The following is a 20,068-nucleotide window of genomic DNA, read 5'->3' as shown; positions in this document are numbered from 1 at the left end:
AATAATAAAATTATAAAGAGAAATAATCCTTTAAAAAGACCGCGATTCCGTCTTCTTCATTCGATTTGGCGACATGGTCGGCAACGCTTTTGACGCCTGCGATTCCGTTGCCCATCGCGACGCCGCAGCCCGCAAATTCGAGCATTTCCAAATCGTTGTCTTCATCTCCGAAAGCGATGACCCGCTCCTGCGGAATGCCGTAGTATTCCGTTATCTTTTGCAGGCCGACCGCTTTGTTGATGCCGCTTTTGATTAATTCGATCACATGCCACGGGGCGGCCCACCTTCTATGGTCGACCATTTCGGCATGAACATCGGATAAATAGGAGCGGATCGCAGGTACATCCTCTTCCTTGGCGTGGATCAAGACGCTTGTAACGTCCGCGCCGAGATTTTTTCTTAAATCGCCGACCGTAATATTCGGGTTGCCCATTGTGAATACGTCGATCAGTTTCTCATCATGGTAATGAAAATAAACATCGTCCATGATTTCGGCGAGGATATTGTGGACGTTGTAAGATTCGCTGACCTCGATGATCTGTTTGACAACATCTAGATCAAGCGACGTATGGAATCTTCCCCAGCTTTCATCCTTCGGGTGATGGACAAACGCGCCGTTGAAGTTCACGATCGGCGTATCGAGTCCAAGCTCCTCATAGTAGATCGCGCTTGCCCTGAACGGCCTCCCTGTCGAAATGCATACGTAATGCCCGTCCTCCCGGAGCTTGCGGATGACGCTGCTCGAGCTTTCAGAGATGGTCTTGTCGTCTTTTAATAATGTTCCGTCTAAGTCCAATGCAATTAAATATGGTTTCGTTTCCATAAATGCTCCTTTTAAGCGTAAATTTAAAAGTTCTGACTTATTTATAGTGTATCTTTTTACCTTCTTTATTGTCTACATGTTAAACTGATGATGATGGATATCCTAAAGGAGGAAGAAACAGTCGTGATTATTGTCGATAAACGGAATATTTCAGGAATCCCTTTTTTGCATATTGTAAAAGAGGAGAATAAGGATAAAGCTCTTCCTCTGGTTTTTTTTATACACGGTTTTACAAGCGCAAAGGAACATAATCTGCACTTCGCATATCTTCTTGCCGAAAAGGGGATTCGGGCTGTATTGCCTGAAGCTGCATATCATGGGGACAGGGAAAAAGAGCTCTCCCGGGAGGAGCTGTCCGCGCGATTTTGGGCCATTGTCACCAATGAAATTAAAGAACTCGATATCCTGAAAGAGCATTTTCATCAGGAAAACCTGATTGACAGCGGGCGGATAGGCGTGGCTGGAACGTCAATGGGCGGCATCGTGACGCTGGGAGCCCTTACCCAATACGACTGGATAACCGCCGCCGTCAGTCTGATGGGCTGTCCCTCATATGTTGAGCTTTTTGACGAACAGCTCGCATTGATAAAGAAAAAGCAGCTTGAAGTTCCTGTCACAGAAGAGCAGATCGCACAGCAGCGAGAGGAATTGAAACAGTTTGATCTCTCGCTGCAGCCGGAAAAGCTGAACACAAGACCGCTTCTCTTTTGGCACGGCAAGCTGGACAGCGTTGTGCCGTTTGCACCGGCCCGCCGGTTTTACGAATCGGTCATGCCTCAGTATGAAAAACGGCCGGATCTGCTTCAGTTCATTGCGGACGAACGCGCCGGCCACAAAGTTTCACGGGAAGGTCTTTTGAGGACGGTTGAATGGTTTGATACCCATCTTTAAAAAAGCACTTTCGTTTCAGAAAATACAAAAAGTGCAATATACTGATGAAAAAAGGAGTGAAGTAGTGTGGATGAAGCATTGAAAGAAAACATCATGGGCGCTCTTGAGCAGGTGGTTGACCCGGAGCTTGGCATTGATATCGTTAATCTCGGCCTTGTCTATGATGTTGAGATGGATGAAAACGGAAAAACAGACATTACGATGACACTGACTTCCATGGGCTGCCCGCTTGCCCCGATTATCGTCGATCAGGTCAAAACAGCGCTGGCCGATATCCCGGAAGTGAAGGAAGTAGACGTCAACATCGTCTGGAATCCGCCATGGACGCGGGACAAAATGTCAAGATACGCGAAAATCGCGCTCGGAATACAGTAAGGACGAAAAGGGCCTGTTCATTTATGAGCAGGCTCTTTTTTAAAAAAGGAGAGCTGATTCTTGCTGTCAAAAGTTGCGCCTTTTTTGATGTTCCAGGAAAATGCGGAAGAAGCGAGAAACCGTGGAATCGTGCTATGGAGCGAATGAACCGGGTGAAAAGCGTCATTTCAGTAAAAGGGAAGGAGTTCATATGCATGGACAGCAATGTTAAACACGATTTTGCGTCTTCCCATTCGCTCTCAATATTGATACAGAGGAAGGAACCTGTCAGAGATTAGCAAAAAGGCTGACATCCGCTTGCGGTTTCAGCAAAAAAATTTGGCTTGATCACCCAACGGTTCGGCGTTTCATGAAAGCTGAACCTCCCGTTTTAAGATATACCTGAAAGCCCGCATCCACTGCGGGCTTTTTTGTATGAAAAAATCGATGCGCCAAATTGTGAAAAAATATTAAATATACAATTGAATTAATTTTTATTCATGTTATAATGTTAAATAATTTCACAAAGACCAAGAAGGTGAATATGTTTTGAAAATAGGAATTATAGGTGCTACGGGCTATGGTGGAGCCGAGATTACACGAATCCTCAGGTCTCACCCTTATACAGATGAATGCATACTTTATTCATCGAGCGATGAAGGAACGCCGTACCATCAGTCGTATCCGCACCTTGTCAAGCTGGCCGATCAGACGCTTAAACCGATCGATATTGAACAGATTGCAAGCGAGACAGATTTTTTATTTATGGCGGCGCCTCCGGGAGTTTCCAGCCGGCTGACGCCTCAGCTTGACGCGTACGATTTGCCGGTAATCGATCTTTCGGGCGATCTCAGGCTCAAACATCAGGCTGTTTATGAAAGCTGGTATAAAAGGGATGCCGCTCCCGGGCATATTCTCGAAAAGGCGGTATACGGGCTGAGTGAGCTTAACCGGGAGAAGATCAAAACGGCAAAGCACATTGCCAATCCCGGCTGCTTCCCGACCGCGGTTCTTCTAGGCTTGGCCCCGCTTATCAAAAACGGGCTTGTGAACGAATCGTTCGTCATTGCCGATGCAAAGACCGGCGTTTCCGGAGCCGGCAGAAAAGCTTCCATGGGGACGCATTTTTCAGAGATCAATGACAATTTTAAAATATACAAGGTGAATGAACATCAGCATACACCGGAAATCGAGCAGGCCGTCAGGGAATGGGACCCCGCTTTTCAGCCGATCACGTTCAGCACGCATTTAGTGCCGATGACAAGGGGAATCATGGCGACCATCTATTTAGAGCTGAAGGAAAGCATGACAGGTCAACAGCTGCAGCAGGTTTTTTCTGATTTTTACCAAGATTCTTATTTTGTAAGAGTGAGAGAATCAGGTGAATTTCCGGCGACAAAAGAAGTGTACGGTAGCAATTTCTGCGATATCGGTGTCGCCGCTGACGAACGGACGGACAGGGTGACGATCGTATCGGTGATCGATAATTTAATGAAGGGGGCCGCTGGGCAGGCCGTGCAAAACTTTAACATCATGAACGGCTGGAGCGAGAAGGCTGGACTTGATTTTACGCCAATTTATCCATAAGACAGGAGAGAATGAACCATGATTCAGGTGAGTGAAGACAGCATCAAAAAAATAGACGGAAGCATCGATTCGCCGAAGGGCTATCAGGCAAAAGGCATTCACTGCGGACTCCGCTATTCCAAAAAGGATTTGGGGATGATCATCAGCGCAGTGCCGGCGGTGAGCGCCGCCGTTTATACACAAAGCCGTTTTCAGGCCGCGCCGATCAAGGTGACGCAGGACAGTCTCAAAAACGGGGCAACGCTGCAAGCGGTGATCGTCAACAGCGCAAATGCCAATGCGTGCACAGGGGAGCAGGGGCTTTTGGATGCCTATGAGATGCGCCAAAAGTGCGCGGACATCCTCGGCATCGAGCCGGAACTTGTCGCCGTTTCGTCTACAGGCGTCATCGGCGAGGCTCTCGATATGAAAAAGATTCGCGAAGGCATCAGCCTCCTTGATCAAACAACACCTTCGGAAGGCGATTTCGAGGAAGCGATTTTGACGACCGATACCGTTACAAAACAAACGTGCTATGAACTGATGATCGGGGATCAAAAAATCATGATCGGCGGCGCGGCCAAAGGGTCCGGGATGATCCACCCGAATATGGCGACGATGCTCGGCTTCGTCACGACGGATGCGCGCGTTGAGGAGGGCGCGCTTCAAAAAGCTTTAAGAGACATTACGGATGTATCATTCAACCAAATTACGGTCGACGGCGATACATCGACAAACGACATGGTTCTCGTCATGGCGAACGGCTGTGCAGGAAACGAATGCCTTCATGAAGGGCATAAGGAATGGCCGGTTTTTAAAAAGGGCTTGGAGTCCGTATGCAGAGATCTCGCCAAACAGATCGCAAAGGACGGGGAAGGGGCGACAAAATTAATCGAAGTCCAGGTAAAGGGAGCGAAAAGCAATCGCGATGCACAGATCATCGCAAAAAAAATCGTCGGGTCCAACCTTGTCAAAACGGCGGTGTACGGTACGGATGCCAACTGGGGCAGAATCATCGCCGCTATCGGAGACAGCGCGGCATCTGTCACACCGGAAAAGGTCGAAATCCATCTTGGCGGCCAGTGCCTTTTTAAAAACAATGAACCGCAGCCGTTTTCCGAAGCGCTTGCCAAAGAATACCTGCAGAAAAGCGAAGTGCAAATCGATGTTCAAATGAATCAAGGAATAGGCACGGGAACGGCCTGGGGATGCGACTTGACTTATGAATACGTCAAAATCAATGCGAGCTATCGTACGTAAAGGGGAAAGCAATGAACAAAACAATCGTTTTTAAATGCGGCGGAAGCGTCATCCGCGAACTGTCCGATGAATTTTTTCAGAATGTAAAAAAGCTGGTCGAAGAGGGCTGGAAAATCGCCGTCGTCCACGGCGGGGGACCTGAGATTACGAATATGCTGAAGAAATTGAAGATCGAAACAGAGTTTGTGAACGGACAGCGGAAAACGACAAAACAGGTTTTGGAAATCGCAGAGATGGTGCTCTCAGGCTCGATCAACAAGTTTTTTGTGTCAGAGCTTGCAAGGCACGGTCTGCCAGCCGTCGGCGTTTCAGGAAAAGACGGAGGCTTGCTCCTGGCCGATTATATAAATGAAAAAGAATACGGTCAGGTCGGCTGCATTAAAAAGGTAAACGGCCGGATCGTCGAAGCGCTCATGGAAAAAGGATTCATTCCGGTGATCGCGCCGCTGTCGATGACGGAAAACTGCGAGACGCTGAACGTAAACGCCGATTTGGCTGCATCGGCTGTCGCGGGGGCTCTGCGCGCCGATAAATTGATGTTTGTCACAGATGTCAAAGGGATTATGAAAGACGGCAGCATGCTTTCATCCGTCACGCCGGAGGAGGTCGAGCGCTTCATTGCCGTCGGCGTGATTTCCGGTGGGATGATCCCGAAGGTGAACTCCGCTGTAGCGGCACTCACGGATGCGGTGGATGAGGTCATGATCGTCAGCGGAAAGGGTTCTTTTCTTACAAAAGATGCATTCGTCGGTACAAAAATCATAAAGGAGAAGGAGGCCGTATAAGTGAGCCATTTATTCCAAACGTACAGCCGCTGGAATATTCATATCAAAAAAGCGAAAGGCACGCTTGCCGTAGATGAAAGCGGCAAAACCTATCTCGATTTCGTCCAGGGAATCGCCGTCTGCAATCTCGGACACTGTCCGGATCAGGTGACGGCTGCTGTAAAAAAACAACTCGATAACCTGTGGCATGTTTCGAATTTGTTCCAAAACGGGCTTCAGGAAAAAGTCGCCGAAAAGCTCGCGGCAAACAGCACAGGCGATCTCGTGTTTTTCTGCAACAGCGGGGCGGAAGCAAACGAAGCAGCGATCAAACTGGCCCGCAAACATACGCAAAAAACGAAAATCATCACGTTTCAGCACTCGTTTCACGGCAGGACGTTCGCCGGAATGGCGGCGACCGGACAAGAAAAGATTAAGCAAGGTTTCGGTCCGATGCTGTCCGGTTTTTACTATCTTCCGTATAATGCCCCGGACGCCTTGAAAACGATGGAAGACGAAGAAGGCATCGCAGCGGTCATGCTTGAGACGGTCCAGGGCGAGGGCGGCGTCATTCCTGGAAGCAGCGAATTTTTACAGGAAGTGCAGGCTTTCTGCCGGAAAAAACAGGCTCTTCTCATCGTTGACGAGGTTCAGACAGGGATCGGCCGGACGGGAAAAGCTTTCGGCTATGAGCATGAAGGGCTCACAGCGGATATCATCACCGTTGCAAAAGGTCTCGGCAGCGGCTTTCCGGCCGGGGCGGTCATAGGGAAAAAAGAGCTTTCCTCAGCATTTTCGCCGGGTTCTCACGGCTCGACGTTCGGCGGAAACATGCTGGCCATGGCCGCCGCAAATGCAACCTTGGACATTATTTTTGAGAAAAGCTTTCTTGATGAAGTCAGCGAAAAGGGCGAATATTTGCAGAAAGAATTGGAAAGCTTGCTTCAATTCCCGCTGGTAAAAGAAATCAGGGGAAAAGGGCTGATCGCAGGCATTGAATTGAAAGACCCTGTTCAGCCGCTGATTGAAGATCTTCAAAAGGAAGGATTGCTCGTCCTTCCGGCAGGTCCGAACGTCATCAGGCTGCTTCCGCCGTTAACGGTCACAGTACAAGAAATCACAGAGGCGGTGCAGAAACTGAACAATGTCTTGGCACGGCATACAGCGGTAGCGCAATAAATTTTTTTCGCTATGTAAGTATAAAAATTCATATAAATTATTATTTATTCATCAAAGGTGGGCAGAAGATGGAAGGATATTTAGTTCTTGAAGATGGAACCTCTTTCAGCGGAGATTTAGACGGCCCTTGCGGCATGAGCGGCGAAGTCGTGTTTTTCACGGGAATGACCGGCTACCAGGAGGTGCTGACAGATCCTTCGTACAAAGGGCAGATCATTGTCTTTACGTATCCGCTGATCGGCAACTACGGCATTAATGAGAGCGACTTTGAAAGCAAAAAGCCGCAAGTGCGGGGTGTTGTCGTCTATGAAGCGTGCGAGCATTTTTCTCACCATCAGGCGACGAAAAGCCTGCGCGATTATTTGAAAAAATGGGACGTCCCGCTGTTCTCTCATGTCGATACGAGAGCGCTCGTCAAACATATCAGGGCAAAAGGCACGCTGAATGCGACACTGACCGTTCAAAAAGACAGCCTGCCGGCTGCGGGCGAGGAAAATGTCGCCGCACAGGTCGCCGGACAAAATGAAACAGGCACATTCGGAGACGGTTCGACCCATATCGCGCTGATCGATTTCGGCTATAAAAAATCGATCGCACTGTCGCTTATAAAACGGGGCTGCAAAGTCACGCTCGTTCCGTATCAGGAGATGGATCAAATCTTTAAGCTGAACCCGGATGGAATCGTCCTGTCAAACGGACCCGGTGATCCGAAAGCGATCGCTCCGTACATGGATGCGCTTCGGGACATCATCAAAGCCTATCCGACACTCGGCATATGCCTTGGACACCAGCTGATCGCCCTCGCATTTGGAAGCGACACCTACAAGCTTCCGTTCGGCCACAGGGGAGCCAATCATCCGGTCGCCGACAGGAAAACCGGCCGCGTCTTCATGACGAGTCAGAATCACAGTTATGTCGTTGATGAAGCAACGATCAACACAAAGGAATGCTCGGTCAGGTTTTATCACGTAAACGACGGTTCTGTCGAAGGGATCGTGCACAATACACTGCCCGTCATGTCTGTTCAGTTTCATCCGGAAGCCCATCCCGGCCCGGCTGAAAGCGAGTGGATTTTCAACGAATATATAGAGAATTTGAACAAAGCAAGGAGAGAGTTCGCCCATGCCTAAAGATCACAGCATAAAAAGCATACTCGTTATCGGGTCGGGGCCAATCATCATCGGCCAGGCCGCAGAGTTTGACTACTCAGGAACACAAGGCTGCATGGCGCTGAAAAGCGAGGGGTTCCGCGTCATCCTCGTCAACAACAACCCGGCGACGATCATGACGGATGAATCATTCGCAGATGAAATTTATTTTGAACCGCTGACTGTCGAAAGCCTGACCCAGATTATCAAACGCGAACAACCGGACGGACTGCTTGCGAACCTGGGCGGACAGACGGCATTAAACTTAGCGGTCGAGCTTGAAAAAGCCGGCATCCTCAAAAAATATAAGGTGAAGCTGCTCGGAACATCCGTGGAAACGATCGAAAAAGGCGAAGACAGGGAAAAGTTCCGCGCGCTCATGAAAGAGCTCAATGAACCGGTTCCGGATTCCGAGATCGTCGACAACAAAGGCGACGCACTTCGCTTTGCACAGTCCATCGGCTTTCCGATCATCGTTCGTCCGGCTTATACGCTGGGCGGCAAAGGAGGGGGGATCGCAAAGACAGAGGAGGAATTCATGCCTTTGATCGAAAGCGCCCTTCTCGCAAGTCCGATTCATCAATGTCTTGTCGAAAAAAGCATTGCCGGTTTTAAAGAAATCGAATACGAAGTGATGCGCGACAAGAGCAATACATGCATTACCGTCTGCAACATGGAAAACATCGACCCTGTCGGCATTCATACCGGGGATTCGATCGTTGTCGCCCCGTCGCAGACATTAACGGACGCGGATTACCAAATGCTGCGCTCTGCGAGCTTAAAGATCATTTCCGCGCTTGATGTCGTCGGAGGCTGCAACATTCAATTCGCCTTGGACCCGAACAGCAAAAACTATTACGTCATCGAAGTCAACCCGAGGGTCAGCCGTTCTTCCGCCCTTGCTTCAAAAGCGACGGGCTACCCGATCGCAAAAATGGCCGCTAAACTCGCTGTCGGCTATACGCTTGACGAGCTGAAAAATCCGCTGACAGATTCGACATATGCGAGCTTTGAACCGGCGCTTGACTATGTCGTCGTGAAGTTCCCGCGCTGGCCGTTTGACAAATTTAAAAACGCCGACCGCAAGCTCGGTACGAAAATGAAGGCGACTGGGGAAGTCATGGCGATCGACCGCAACCTTGAAGCGGCTCTGCAAAAAGCCGTCGCTTCCCTCGAACTGAAAACAAAAGGAACCCATTTGCCAGAGCTCGGGGCGTTTTCTTCAGACGCTTTGCGCGAACTTTTGGAGACACCTGATGACAGGCGGTTTTTCGCAGTCATGGAGCTTTTGGGAAGAGGGATTTCAATCGAAGAAATCCATGAGAGAACAAAAATCGACTGCTTTTTCCTCCATGTATTTGCAAACATCATTCAGCTTGAAAACGAGCTCATGAAGGAGGGGGATTCGCTCTCTTCCGACCTTTTGAAAAAGGCTAAAGAGAAGGGGTTTACCGACTGTACGATCGCTTCTTTGACAGGGAAAACCGAAGAGGAAATCCGGGCCCTCCGCAAAGAAAAAGGCATTACAGCATCATTTAAAATCGTCGATACATGCGCCGCCGAATTTGATGCAAAAACGAACTACTTTTACTCGACATATTACGGAGAAAGCGACGGGAACTTCTCCGAAAAAACGAAAAAACGGGCGCTTATCATCGGATCAGGACCGATCAGGATCGGACAGGGGGTCGAATTTGACTACAGCGCCGTGCACGGCGTCATGACGCTGAAAAGCCTCGGCTTTGAGACGATTATGCTCAACAACAACCCGGAAACCGTCAGCACGGATTACGAAACGGCGGACCGGCTCTATTTTGAACCGATTACCCCTGAACATATTCTAAATGTAGCGGAAGCTGAGGACATCGATTTTGCGATCGTCCAATTCGGCGGGCAATCGGCCATTAATGTGGCGGAAGCGATCGAAAAAGCGGGTGTCGTCCTTTTGGGAACGTCATCGGAAACGCTTGATGTACTGGAGGACCGCGACCAATTTTATCAGCTCCTTGACGAACTCGGCATCCAGCATGCCAAAGGGGAAACGGCCTCGTCAAAGTCGGAGGCTGTGCAAAAAGCAAGTGCCATCGGTTATCCGGTTCTGATCAGACCGTCTTATGTGATCGGCGGCATGGGAATGATGATCGTCCATTCAAAGCGTGAACTGTCAGATCTGCTTGAGGGCGCATCTGCAATGCCGTACCCGATTTTGATCGATCAATATATTCCGGGAAAAGAATTTGAAGTTGACCTTGTAAGCGACGGACAGGACATTTATATCCCGTCCTATATCGAGCACATCGAAAAAGCCGGCGTTCATTCGGGCGACAGCTATGCGATTTTGCCCGGCCCTTCCGTTACCTCGCGTATGAAGCGCGCCGCACGGGAAGCGGCAGGGAAAATCGTCCGCAGGCTCGGCTTTAAAGGGATTATGAATATTCAATTTATCGCTGATCCGGGTGCCCCGGATGAATTGCTTATCCTTGAAGTCAACCCTAGGGCGAGCCGAACCGTCCCTGTCGTCAGCAAAGTGATGGGCGTGCCGCTGATACCCCTTGCTGCAAAGCTCATTGCCGGGGCGAGCTTAAAGGAGCTCGCTCCCGTCAAGCAAAACCATCACGGCGTCGCCGTGAAATTTCCGGTCTTTTCGTCGCATGCCATCCAGGATGTCGATCTGAAGCTCGGGCCTGAAATGAAATCGACGGGCGAAGGCATGTATGTCGGATATAATCCGGAAAGCGCGATGAAGAAAATTTTTGCCGGCGTCTGGAAAGAAAAAGGCTCCATCTATCTAAAAGCGGGCGATGAGCTGAAAACCGCTGCCGAACAAGCGGGCTTCACCGTACAGACAGATGGCTTCCAAGACTGGATCAAGCGGTCGGACAAAGCGCTTCACATCAATTTGACGGATTCAAAAGAAGCAAAACGCGAGCGGATGGAAGCCATCACACACGGCGTTTTTGTCATGACGGAAGAAGAGACGGTGCGCGCCTTTTTAGGAAGCGGATCAGGGACGGCTTCACCCGTCTCGCTTAAGGACTTATACAAAAAGGAAGTGGAATCATGTCTACTGTAACGAGCAACATCAATTTGTCCGGCAAGGACTTTTTAAGCCTGAAAGACTTCTCAAAGGAAGAGATTTTGTATCTCCTTCAGGAAGCGGCCGACATGAAAAACAACAAAATCCAGCACATCTTTCAAGGGAAAACATTGGCGATGATCTTTGAGAAATCGTCGACGAGAACGCGGGTTTCTTTTGAAGCGGGCATGGCGCAGCTCGGCGGAAACGCCTTGTTTTTAAGCAGCAAAGACATGCAGCTCGGCCGGGGGGAGACGATCGCCGACACGGCGAAAGTGCTCTCGAGATATGTGGACGCGATCATGATCCGCACCTTTAAACACAAAACAGTTGAGGAGCTTGCCGAACATGCGGATATTCCGGTCATCAACGGTTTGACCGACCTGTTCCATCCATGCCAGGCCCTTGCCGATCTTCTGACGATTCAGGAAGTCAAAGGCACGTTTAAAGGGCTGAAAGCCGCCTATATCGGGGACGGAAACAATGTCGCACATTCCCTGTTAATCGGCTGTGCCAAGGTCGGCTGCGACATTACGGTCGCATCCCCTGAAGGATATGAGCCGAATCAGGAGGTTGTCGCGCTGGCCAAGGCATTTGCCGAAGAGTCGGGCGCTGACGTAACGATTACAAATGACGCGGCTTTAGCCGTTCAGGATGCGGATGTCGTTTATTCAGACGTGTTTACAAGCATGGGCCAGGAAGCGGAAACGAAAGAACGCCTGAGTATCTTTTCCCCGTACCAAGTGAACAGCCGGCTCGTCTCCCGCGCCAAAGCCGACTACATCTTTCTGCACTGCCTTCCTGCGCACCGCGGCGAAGAAGTCGCAGCAGAGGTCATCGACGGACCGAATTCAGCCGTCTTCGACCAGGCAGAAAACCGTCTTCATGTACAAAAAGCGCTGCTAAAGGCACTCTTGTCCTGAACAAAAAACTGCTGATCTCACATGAGATCAGCAGTTTTTTTGACCAGGCGGATGTAAAGGCGAAAACCGGGCAGACTATATTTCTAAAAAGGGGTGAAGCAATATGGGACAGCAGCATCAATTTCGCCCGGGTCACAAAGCGCCCAACAACGGCGTTTACGTGGAGATTGGCGAGACCGGCAGCATGGTCAAAAATCCGCAGCAGATCAAGCTGAAAGTCGGTGAATTTTTTCCTGAAACATCCAACCACAACCGCCTTTGGACATATAAAAGAAAGCCGTAAAAAACGCAAAAACCCTGCCTTGAAGGCGGGGTTTTAATGTTGACCTGCATCCTTTTCAACAGGCATAATTTCTCCAAGTATAATGACGATAACGGTGATGATGACACCCATCGTCGAGCTTAGCTTAAAGTCGTATGCAGCACCGCTCATGGCTCCGACAATATAACAAGCCATTTGTGTCAAAAGGAACGTCCAAAAAAAAGCTGCGATAAATCTCACGTTTCCACCTCGTCCTTCTCAATCGATTCTAAAGCATATCATACCACACATAAAGTAAACGAGAAAGGGCATTTTAGTGAACAGGGCAGAGTAAGACATCACTTTTCAGAAATATTAGACACTCCGTTGCGAAATCTATTTTTCATCATTTAGACTGGGGCTTTTCCTTATACGTTTGCTGCATGCTCCACATAAAATAATGGAGCAGATTACGGCAGGAAGGAGGCAGGCAAGTGATGAAAATAACGGAACGTTTTTTCAAACTCGATACAGAATGGAACGTGATTCATCTTCCTTACAGGCCAAACGGTTTCGCGGTCTTTATTTTCGGCGACCGGAACCATTTCGTCACGGAAGAATCGAGCTTCTGGCTCCAGCATTACGGCAGAAACCAGCTTCTTACGAGTTTGCGAAACAAGGGGTACACCCTTGTGAACAGCAATCTGTTCGGCAGGCACTGGGGATCGGAAAAAGCCGTTGCATACGCAAAGCAGCTGATTCACTATGTATTCAAACAGGAAATTTTAAACGAAAAAATTCATCTGCTTGCAGAAGGAACAGGCGCGCTGGTGGCTGACGAACTCCTCCGCTCGATTCCGGGGCAAATCCGCTCTGCTGCGATGCTGAATCCTTGCCTTGATCTTCAGGCTCATAATAAAAGGGAAAAGGAAAATAAATTTTTTTACAAGCAGTTTATTAAAGAAGTTGCAGACAGTTACGGCATATCAGAAAGGGAAGCTGCAGATTACCCGTTTAAAACGATTTCACCTTATCACAATCTTGTGCCTGTTCACATTTGGCAAAAGCTGAACGGTTCTTCATACCCGTACATGCTGCACGCCAAAACGTTTGAGGAGCGTCAGATGGAAGGCGTGCACCGCGTAGGGCTGACCCTGCATTTGTTCGATCATCCCTACCGCATTTATTCAGCGATCGCGAACTTTTTCAAAACGCATGAAAAAGTTTTATAGAGAATAGAATAGTAGCAGCCCGATGTCTTCAGGGCTGTTTTTCGCTGTTTTCAAAACGGCGGGAGAAGCTGAATCGAAAGGTGGTCTTTCAGGATGAAATCAGCACTGGTGATTGGAGCAGACGAATTCTTCGGCCTTTCATTTTGCGAACGACTCATGGAGGAAGGCATCAGCATTGACGTCAAATTGCAAGAAGCAAGTGACGAAAAAAAGCGGTTATACCTTGAAGAACGGCTGATGTGGCTGGTGAGAAATCAGCATTTCTGCGTGATTGAACAAGGCGCGGGCAGCGGCTATGACAAGATTTTTATTCAATATCCTGAGAAGATGCCGGAAAGAGCGCGGGATGAGCTGCCAGAAGACACGCCTGTTTTTCTATTGCTGTACGAACATCAAGAAGATGAGGCCGTCAAGAAAGAGGCTGAAGAGAAGGGCGTTCAAACGATCGTTCTCCCGGACATGTACGGCCCGTGGAACGCCGGGGAAGAGGACGAAGAAAGCAGAGAGTCCGGCTTTTTCGTCGATGATGTTGCATCACAGCTTGCCGTGTACATGATGGAAAAAGACCCTTCACCGCTGCAATTTAAACGGCAGATCACGGAAGAAGAAGCAGCCTCCAAAATCGAGGAATGGAAAAGACAAATGACTACAATTTTCGACAAAAAATAAGAAAGATCTTCCTTAGTTGTACGTGAAAGGATACAATAAAGTTAGATTTGAATTGCTGGTTTTTTTTGAAAGGGAGTTGAACAGGGCATGGTATACAGGCTTGTCGTGATTTTTTTGATGCTCCTTGCGATGTGCGGCTGCGGACAAGCATCGCTGAACGGGAAGATTGAAAAGGTCGGGTTGCTTGTCCCTGATACAATAAGCGATCAAGTATGGGGAACCAAAGGATATAAAGGACTATTAAGAATACAGTCTGTCTACGGTGTCGATGTCTATTATAAAGAAGGAATCGATAATGAAGCGGCTATCAAAATGGCCGTAGACGATTTTCAGAAAAAAGGCGTCAATTTAATTTTCGGGCATGGAAGCGAATATGAAAAAGTGTTTAATCGTATAAGCGGAGACTATCCCGGCATTCATTTCGTCTTGGTTAACAGCAAAGCCGAGCATAAAAATGTGACCAGCATCGACTTTGACGGAAGGGCGATGGGCTTTTTCGGCGGCATGACCGCCGCACACCAATCAAAGTCAGGAAAACTCGGCATACTTGCAACGCATAGCTGGCAGCCTGAAGTCAAAGGGTTTATCGAAGGCGCCAAATATGTGAATCCAGACATTTCGGTCATGACAGAGTATGTGGGACAGTGGGATGACTCCGAAAAGGCCGTTCAAAAGTACGAAAAAATGAAAAAAGCGGGCGCCGATGTTGTATATCCGGCGGGAGATGGGTATAATGTCCCTGTCATTGAACAAATCAAAAAAGACGGACTATACGCCATAGGCTATGTAAGCGACCAGTCGGAGCTGGGGGAGAACGTCGTCCTGACGAGCACCATCCAGCATGTTGACGAAGCTTATGAACTGATCGCCGGCGAATTCAATAAAGGAACGCTCAAGGGAGGCCGGCGGGTCTTTGACATTCAGGACGGCGTCATCGAAATGGGCGAATTCAGCCCGGTTGTCGATCAAGCCTTCCAGAAAAAAATCAAAGGACTTATTGAACAATATAAAAAAACGGGAAAACTGCCGGATGAAAACGTGAGGTGATCTACGTGCAGCACGAAAAATCGATGGAATTTCTGCAAATTGCCATGAAATACGTACCGGAAGCAAAAGAAGAGATGGAGAAAGCGGGAATCGAGCTTTCGCCAGAGATGCTTCAGCCGTTTATGACATTGTTTACAAAGGTCATGGCAGAAGCATACGAGCTCGGCAAAGCGGATGCAGGGTCAGACGAGTAGTCTACATGAGATGACCGAAAAAGCCACTTATATCGAGTGGCTTTTTACTTGGAAATCTTATTTTTCAAGGCGCTTACCATCGACCCGATTTCTTTAAAGGCAGGCTTCAGCTCGTCAATGGAATCCATGATCTGGCCAATCTGATTCATTATGTGCATGTAATCAGGTTCGGTCATTTCCGCCGCTTCCGTCGTCCCGTCAGGCCCGTCTTCTCCGTCTTCATGTTTTTCAGACTGTTCTTCACGTTTGCCCGGCGGATGTGAGCCAAACATCATTTTCGTGAAAAAATCGTCATCCGCCATCTGTTACGCCCCCTTTCTTTCTATATTTTTACTATATGAAGGGAACGGCCTGATAGATTAGACGAATATATTGCCAACTAAAAAAAAATAGGGTAGGATTAGTACCAGATACTAATAATTGCTCATAACATTAGTTGGAAAAAATCATGAATAAAGGAGTCTTTCCTATGAAAGCTGGAATTATTGGAATTGGCCGGTATATCCCTGAAAAGGTGCTGACGAATTCCGACTTGGAAAAAATGGTTGAAACATCTGACGAGTGGATTCGTACAAGAACTGGAATAGAAGAAAGAAGAATCGCAGCCGAAGACGAGATGACGTCAGACATGGCTGTCGCCGCCGCAGAGAAAGCGATGGAGGATGCAAATATAAAGGCGGAAGACCTTGATATGATTCTCGTCGCTACCGTTACTCCTGATCAGGCATTTCCGACGGTGTCCTGCATGATTCAAGAAAAACTCGGCGCTTTCAACGCGTGTGCGATGGATATCAGCGCCGCATGCTCCGGATTCATGTACGGTCTTGTCACAGCCAAACAGTTTATTGAAGCGGAAACGTATAAACACGTTCTGGTCATCGGCGCCGAAAAACTTTCCGGCATCACCGACTGGGATGACCGCAACACATGCGTTTTATTCGGAGACGGAGCAGGCGCTGCAGTCGTCGGACCTGTCAGCGATGACAGAGGCATTCTGTCGTTTGAGCTCGGCGCTGACGGAAGAGGCGGGAAGCACTTGTACCTGGACGAGAAAGATCATACAATCATGAATGGCAGAGAAGTGTTCAAATTCGCCGTCCGCCAAATGGGAGAATCGAGCGTAAACGTCATTGAAAAAGCCGGATTAACAAAAGAGGATGTCGACTTTCTTGTCCCGCATCAGGCGAACATCAGGATTATGGAAGCCGCTCGGGAACGCCTGGAGCTTCCGGTTGAAAAAATGTCCAAAACGGTTCATAAATACGGAAACACGTCAGCTGCCTCGATTCCGATTTCTCTTGTGGAAGAACTTGAAGCTGGTAAAATAAAAGACGGAGACGTCATTGTAATGGTCGGTTTTGGCGGAGGGTTAACATGGGGAGCCATCGCCATGCGCTGGGGCCGCTAGAAGAAAGGTGAGGTGCAACTTATGAATAGGAAAAGAGTAGTCATTACCGGATTAGGAGCTTTATCACCTCTTGGTAATGACGTCAAAACGAGCTGGAACAACGCGGTTAACGGGGTTTCCGGAGTCGGCCCGATCACGCGGGTTGACGCGGATGAGTACCCTGCAAAAGTAGCCGCAGAGCTGAAAGATTTTAATATAGAAGATTATATGGATAAAAAAGAAGCAAGAAAAATGGACCGGTTCACGCAATATGCCGTTGTTGCTTCAAAAATGGCGGTCGAAGACGCCAAGCTTGATATTAATGACAAAAATGCTGCGAGAATCGGCGTCTGGATCGGTTCCGGCATCGGCGGACTTGAAACGCTTGAACAGCAGTTTGAAACGTTTTTGACAAAAGGGCCGAGACGGGTCAGTCCGTTTTTCGTACCGATGATGATCCCGGATATGGCGACAGGCCAGGTTTCCATCGCGCTCGGCGCAAAAGGTGTCAATTCGTGTACGGTTACGGCGTGCGCGACAGGGACGAACTCGATCGGTGATGCATTTAAAGTCATCCAGCGCGGTGACGCGGATGTCATGATCACCGGGGGAACGGAAGCGCCGCTTACAAGAATGTCCTTCGCGGGCTTTTCCGCAAACAAAGCGCTTTCCACGAATCCGGATCCGAAAACGGCAAGCCGTCCGTTCGACAAAAACAGAGACGGTTTCGTCATGGGAGAAGGAGCGGGAATCGTCGTTCTCGAAGAGCTTGAGCATGCATTAAGCAGGGGAGCGGACATTTACGCCGAAGTCGTCGGCTACGGTTCAACAGGGGACGCGTACCACATCACTGCTCCTGCGCCAAACGGAGAAGGCGGCGTCAGAGCGATGAAAGAAGCGATCAAAGACGCCGGCATGTCGCCTGAACAGATTGACTACATCAATGCACACGGAACAAGCACGCCGTACAATGACAAGTTTGAAACGATCGCGATCAAAGAAGTTTTCGGAGAGCATGCGTACAAGCTTGCTGTCAGCTCAACGAAATCGATGACAGGGCACCTGCTCGGCGCTGCCGGAGGAATCGAAGCGATTTTCTCAGTGCTTGCGATTAAAGACGGAATCATCCCTCCGACAATCAATATCGAAACGCCTGATGAAGACTGCGATCTGGACTATGTTCCGGACAAAGCGCGCCGCCAGAACGTGGATGTCGTGCTCAGCAATTCGCTCGGCTTCGGCGGACATAACGCGACGCTTATCTTTAAAAAATATGAATAACAACCGTATCAAAAACGGCTGCCATGTCAAATGGTAGCCGTTTTTTTTTCGCCTGCATACCATACAGGTGAAAGGAGTGATCCGGATGAGTGTCGAACAAACTTATGAATGGTATGAAAAAGCTTCATCCATGCGGGAACTGTCTCTTTGTCTTCTTCCGTATTTCAAAGGGGCGAAATCGAACCAAAGCATGTCCTTGATCAGCCACCTTCAATCCCATGGCATGCTCCGCTATTGGTCAGACGGGCAGAAGACGATGAAGGGGCTCAGGGAAAAAGGCGTATTCCAGCATGTGAAAAAGGAGGAGCGGCTGTTAAAGAAACGCTGGAACGGCCCGGACGTTCCGATCATCATCCTCCCTGTCGACGAAAGAAACCGGAAAATCAGGGCCGAATTCGGCTCCAAATCCGGGCTTGCTTTTCGCGATAAATTATTTTTGTTTCTTTCGACGCATATTTCTTCTTCCTCCATATCAGCGGTCATGACTCACGAATACAATCACGTTTGCCGGTTAGAAAATATGCCGAAAGAGGAAAAAGATGTGACGCTTCTTGATACAATCGTTCTTGAAGGATTGGCGGAAAACGCTGTTTATGAAAGATTTGGAGAGTCGGAGATAGCCGGGTGGACGTCGTTTTATTCGGAAAAACAGCTCGAACATTTTCAAAATCGACTGATTCGGCCTTATTTCGGGCTGCGCCGGCAAGATGGCCGGTTGTTCCCCAACATTTTATTTGGAAAAGGTTATTATCCTGATATGCTTGGATATGCCGTCGGCTACAATATCGTAAAAAAATATTTATCCAGCAAAAAATTAAAGGTTGCCGATGTGCTATCCCTGCCGGCCGAAGACTTTATAGTTCCAATGCTTTAATACATTAAAAAATTGACAATAAATTAATATTATGACAAAACATCTAAAAATTCCTTGATTTTGTAATGATTATGTAATAATATACAACTATAAAATTTTAAGATAATTCAGTCTTATCGAAAGGAATTTATATTAGTTTTCAATCATATTTAACTTCTGGTCTATGGAAGGGGAATCCGGATGAGCGCATTGCTGGAAGTCAGTGACTTAAAAACTTACTTTTTCAGAAAAAAACAGCCCATACCTGCGGTTGACGGAGTTGATTTTTCGATCGAAAAAGGGGAGACCGTTGCACTGGTCGGAGAATCTGGATCAGGAAAAAGCATCACTTCTTTATCGATCATGGGACTTGTCGGGAGCTCCGGCGGAAAGATCATGAACGGTTCCATCAAGCTGGAAGGCCGGGATCTCGTTACATACAAAGAACATGAGTTATGCAAGATTCGCGGAAACGATATCTCCATGATTTTTCAGGAGCCGATGACATCCCTGAACCCTGTGCTGACGATCGGCGAGCAGATCACGGAGGTCCTCATCTATCATAAAAAACTATCAAAAAAGGAAGCTGACAAAAAGGCGGTGGAACTGCTGAAGCTGGTCGGATTTTCGAGAGCCGAACAGCTGATGAAGGACTATCCGCACCGTTTGTCAGGAGGGATGCGGCAGCGGGTGATGATCGCGATCGCCCTCAGCTGCAATCCGAAGCTGCTCATCGCCGATGAACCGACGACCGCGCTCGATGTCACGATCCAGGCTCAGGTGCTCGAGCTGATGAAAGATTTGTGCGACAAATTCGGCACTTCGATTCTGCTTATTACCCATGATCTCGGCGTCGTTTCTGAAATCGCCGACCGCGTGATCGTCATGTATTGCGGACAAGTCGTAGAAAACGCCGCGGTTGACGAACTTTTTGACAACCCTCTCCATCCGTATACACAGGGGCTCCTGCATTCGATCCCGGTCATTGACGGCTCCATCGAAAAGCTGACGGCCATCGAGGGGAATGTGCCGACGCCCGACAACCTCCCGGCAGGCTGCCGCTTTGCTCCGAGGTGTCCAAATGCAATGGATAAATGCTGGAGCTTGCAGCCGGATCTGAAAACCCGGCCCGACGGACGGGCCGTCAGATGTTTCTTATACGAGGAGGGGAAATGAGGAG

General features: G+C 48.6%; 21 protein-coding genes. 18 read left to right on the top strand and 3 right to left on the bottom strand.

Translation table 11 applies throughout. The features are described from left to right. Positions 1–10: 10 nt before the first annotated feature. On the bottom strand, positions 11–823 hold the full coding sequence (locus V7126_RS02020; protein ID WP_046131245.1) for a Cof-type HAD-IIB family hydrolase: 813 nt from the start codon (positions 821–823) through the stop codon (positions 11–13). A 123-nt stretch (positions 824–946) separates the two neighbouring features. Here V7126_RS02020 and V7126_RS02015 point away from each other — a divergent pair, with 123 nt between their 5' ends. The 10 genes from V7126_RS02015 to V7126_RS01970 all read left to right on the top strand — a co-directional run bounded on the left by V7126_RS02015 (position 947) and on the right by V7126_RS01970 (position 12,267). Next, a complete protein-coding gene (locus tag V7126_RS02015) occupies positions 947–1,714 on the top strand; it encodes a prolyl oligopeptidase family serine peptidase (RefSeq protein WP_046131244.1) in 768 nt (255 codons plus the stop codon). 66 nt (positions 1,715–1,780) lie between these two features. After that, the gene (locus V7126_RS02010; protein ID WP_046131243.1) at positions 1,781–2,089 is read left to right on the top strand and encodes a metal-sulfur cluster assembly factor; all 309 of its coding nucleotides are present in this window, start codon (positions 1,781–1,783) and stop codon (positions 2,087–2,089) included. Positions 2,090–2,617: 528 nt separating this feature from the next. Beyond that, the gene (gene argC / locus V7126_RS02005; RefSeq protein WP_335496267.1) at positions 2,618–3,655 is read left to right on the top strand and encodes an N-acetyl-gamma-glutamyl-phosphate reductase; all 1,038 of its coding nucleotides are present in this window, start codon (positions 2,618–2,620) and stop codon (positions 3,653–3,655) included. A gap of 18 nt (positions 3,656–3,673) precedes the next feature. Next, the gene (gene argJ / locus V7126_RS02000) at positions 3,674–4,894 is read left to right on the top strand and encodes a bifunctional ornithine acetyltransferase/N-acetylglutamate synthase (protein WP_335496264.1); all 1,221 of its coding nucleotides are present in this window, start codon (positions 3,674–3,676) and stop codon (positions 4,892–4,894) included. An 11-nt stretch (positions 4,895–4,905) separates the two neighbouring features. After that, positions 4,906–5,679: an acetylglutamate kinase gene (gene argB / locus V7126_RS01995; RefSeq protein WP_335496261.1), complete on the top strand. Its 774-nt coding sequence runs from the start codon at positions 4,906–4,908 to the stop codon at positions 5,677–5,679. Next, a complete protein-coding gene (locus V7126_RS01990; protein WP_335496258.1) occupies positions 5,680–6,837 on the top strand; it encodes an acetylornithine transaminase in 1,158 nt (385 codons plus the stop codon). Between the two features lie 68 nt (positions 6,838–6,905). Further along, positions 6,906–7,967 (top strand): carbamoyl phosphate synthase small subunit, encoded by a 1,062-nt coding sequence (locus V7126_RS01985; protein ID WP_335496254.1) that lies wholly within the window; start codon positions 6,906–6,908, stop codon positions 7,965–7,967. Beyond that, entirely contained in the window at positions 7,960–11,058 is a 3,099-nt protein-coding gene (locus V7126_RS01980; protein WP_335496251.1) for a carbamoyl phosphate synthase large subunit, read from the top strand. Before V7126_RS01985 ends, V7126_RS01980 begins: the two co-directional genes overlap by 8 nt. After that, on the top strand, positions 11,046–11,984 hold the full coding sequence (gene argF, locus V7126_RS01975) for an ornithine carbamoyltransferase (protein WP_335496248.1): 939 nt from the start codon (positions 11,046–11,048) through the stop codon (positions 11,982–11,984). The genes V7126_RS01980 and argF overlap by 13 nt, the downstream gene beginning before the upstream one ends. A gap of 103 nt (positions 11,985–12,087) precedes the next feature. After that, positions 12,088–12,267 carry a YjzC family protein gene (locus tag V7126_RS01970; protein ID WP_335496245.1) on the top strand — a complete coding sequence of 60 codons (180 nt, stop codon included), beginning with the start codon at positions 12,088–12,090 and terminating at the stop codon, positions 12,265–12,267. 33 nt (positions 12,268–12,300) lie between these two features. On the opposite strand, the gene V7126_RS01965 is transcribed toward V7126_RS01970, so the two are convergent. Then, on the bottom strand, positions 12,301–12,486 hold the full coding sequence (locus V7126_RS01965) for a YjzD family protein (protein WP_046131233.1): 186 nt from the start codon (positions 12,484–12,486) through the stop codon (positions 12,301–12,303). A 236-nt stretch (positions 12,487–12,722) separates the two neighbouring features. On the opposite strand from V7126_RS01965, the gene V7126_RS01960 reads away from it, so the two are divergent. The 4 genes from V7126_RS01960 to V7126_RS01945 all read left to right on the top strand — a co-directional run bounded on the left by V7126_RS01960 (position 12,723) and on the right by V7126_RS01945 (position 15,367). Beyond that, positions 12,723–13,457, top strand: coding sequence for a hypothetical protein (locus tag V7126_RS01960; RefSeq protein WP_046131232.1), 735 nt, complete (start codon positions 12,723–12,725; stop codon positions 13,455–13,457). Between the two features lie 93 nt (positions 13,458–13,550). Further along, a complete protein-coding gene (locus V7126_RS01955) occupies positions 13,551–14,126 on the top strand; it encodes a hypothetical protein (protein WP_335496242.1) in 576 nt (191 codons plus the stop codon). A gap of 87 nt (positions 14,127–14,213) precedes the next feature. Then, complete coding sequence (locus V7126_RS01950; RefSeq protein WP_046131230.1) at positions 14,214–15,173, top strand: BMP family ABC transporter substrate-binding protein; 960 nt, start codon at positions 14,214–14,216, stop codon at positions 15,171–15,173. Positions 15,174–15,178: 5 nt separating this feature from the next. Next, positions 15,179–15,367 (top strand): ComZ family protein, encoded by a 189-nt coding sequence (locus tag V7126_RS01945; RefSeq protein WP_046131321.1) that lies wholly within the window; start codon positions 15,179–15,181, stop codon positions 15,365–15,367. Between the two features lie 44 nt (positions 15,368–15,411). Here V7126_RS01945 and V7126_RS01940 read toward each other — a convergent pair whose 3' ends face one another. After that, the gene (locus tag V7126_RS01940; RefSeq protein WP_046131229.1) at positions 15,412–15,669 is read right to left on the bottom strand and encodes a hypothetical protein; all 258 of its coding nucleotides are present in this window, start codon (positions 15,667–15,669) and stop codon (positions 15,412–15,414) included. 167 nt (positions 15,670–15,836) lie between these two features. Here V7126_RS01940 and V7126_RS01935 point away from each other — a divergent pair, with 167 nt between their 5' ends. From V7126_RS01935 to V7126_RS01920, 4 genes are all read left to right on the top strand, one after another. Beyond that, positions 15,837–16,775, top strand: coding sequence for a beta-ketoacyl-ACP synthase III (locus V7126_RS01935; RefSeq protein ID WP_046131228.1), 939 nt, complete (start codon positions 15,837–15,839; stop codon positions 16,773–16,775). A gap of 21 nt (positions 16,776–16,796) precedes the next feature. Continuing rightward, the gene (gene fabF / locus V7126_RS01930) at positions 16,797–18,035 is read left to right on the top strand and encodes a beta-ketoacyl-ACP synthase II (protein WP_046131227.1); all 1,239 of its coding nucleotides are present in this window, start codon (positions 16,797–16,799) and stop codon (positions 18,033–18,035) included. A gap of 85 nt (positions 18,036–18,120) precedes the next feature. Continuing rightward, entirely contained in the window at positions 18,121–18,909 is a 789-nt protein-coding gene (locus V7126_RS01925; protein WP_046131226.1) for a DUF2268 domain-containing protein, read from the top strand. A 180-nt stretch (positions 18,910–19,089) separates the two neighbouring features. Beyond that, entirely contained in the window at positions 19,090–20,064 is a 975-nt protein-coding gene (locus tag V7126_RS01920) for an ABC transporter ATP-binding protein (protein ID WP_046131225.1), read from the top strand. Positions 20,065–20,068 lie beyond the last annotated feature (4 nt).

Origin of the sequence: Bacillus sp. JJ675 (assembly GCF_036963165.1) — a bacterium.
Classification (GTDB): domain Bacteria; phylum Bacillota; class Bacilli; order Bacillales; family Bacillaceae; genus Bacillus; species Bacillus glycinifermentans.
This window is presented reverse-complemented; position numbering and strand designations above follow the sequence as displayed.

Coding starts and splice junctions, on each gene's coding strand:
- V7126_RS01940 (WP_046131229.1), bottom strand. CDS start 15,669: ATGGCGGATGACGATTTTTTCACGAAAATGATGTTTGGCTCACATCCG.
- argB (WP_335496261.1), top strand. CDS start 4,906: ATGAACAAAACAATCGTTTTTAAATGCGGCGGAAGCGTCATCCGCGAA.
- V7126_RS01970 (WP_335496245.1), top strand. CDS start 12,088: ATGGGACAGCAGCATCAATTTCGCCCGGGTCACAAAGCGCCCAACAAC.
- argF (WP_335496248.1), top strand. CDS start 11,046: ATGTCTACTGTAACGAGCAACATCAATTTGTCCGGCAAGGACTTTTTA.
- V7126_RS01920 (WP_046131225.1), top strand. CDS start 19,090: ATGAGCGCATTGCTGGAAGTCAGTGACTTAAAAACTTACTTTTTCAGA.
- V7126_RS01980 (WP_335496251.1), top strand. CDS start 7,960: ATGCCTAAAGATCACAGCATAAAAAGCATACTCGTTATCGGGTCGGGG.
- V7126_RS01950 (WP_046131230.1), top strand. CDS start 14,214: ATGGTATACAGGCTTGTCGTGATTTTTTTGATGCTCCTTGCGATGTGC.
- argJ (WP_335496264.1), top strand. CDS start 3,674: ATGATTCAGGTGAGTGAAGACAGCATCAAAAAAATAGACGGAAGCATC.
- V7126_RS01955 (WP_335496242.1), top strand. CDS start 13,551: ATGAAATCAGCACTGGTGATTGGAGCAGACGAATTCTTCGGCCTTTCA.
- V7126_RS02020 (WP_046131245.1), bottom strand. CDS start 823: ATGGAAACGAAACCATATTTAATTGCATTGGACTTAGACGGAACATTA.
- V7126_RS01935 (WP_046131228.1), top strand. CDS start 15,837: ATGAAAGCTGGAATTATTGGAATTGGCCGGTATATCCCTGAAAAGGTG.
- V7126_RS01960 (WP_046131232.1), top strand. CDS start 12,723: ATGAAAATAACGGAACGTTTTTTCAAACTCGATACAGAATGGAACGTG.
- V7126_RS01985 (WP_335496254.1), top strand. CDS start 6,906: ATGGAAGGATATTTAGTTCTTGAAGATGGAACCTCTTTCAGCGGAGAT.
- fabF (WP_046131227.1), top strand. CDS start 16,797: ATGAATAGGAAAAGAGTAGTCATTACCGGATTAGGAGCTTTATCACCT.
- V7126_RS01925 (WP_046131226.1), top strand. CDS start 18,121: ATGAGTGTCGAACAAACTTATGAATGGTATGAAAAAGCTTCATCCATG.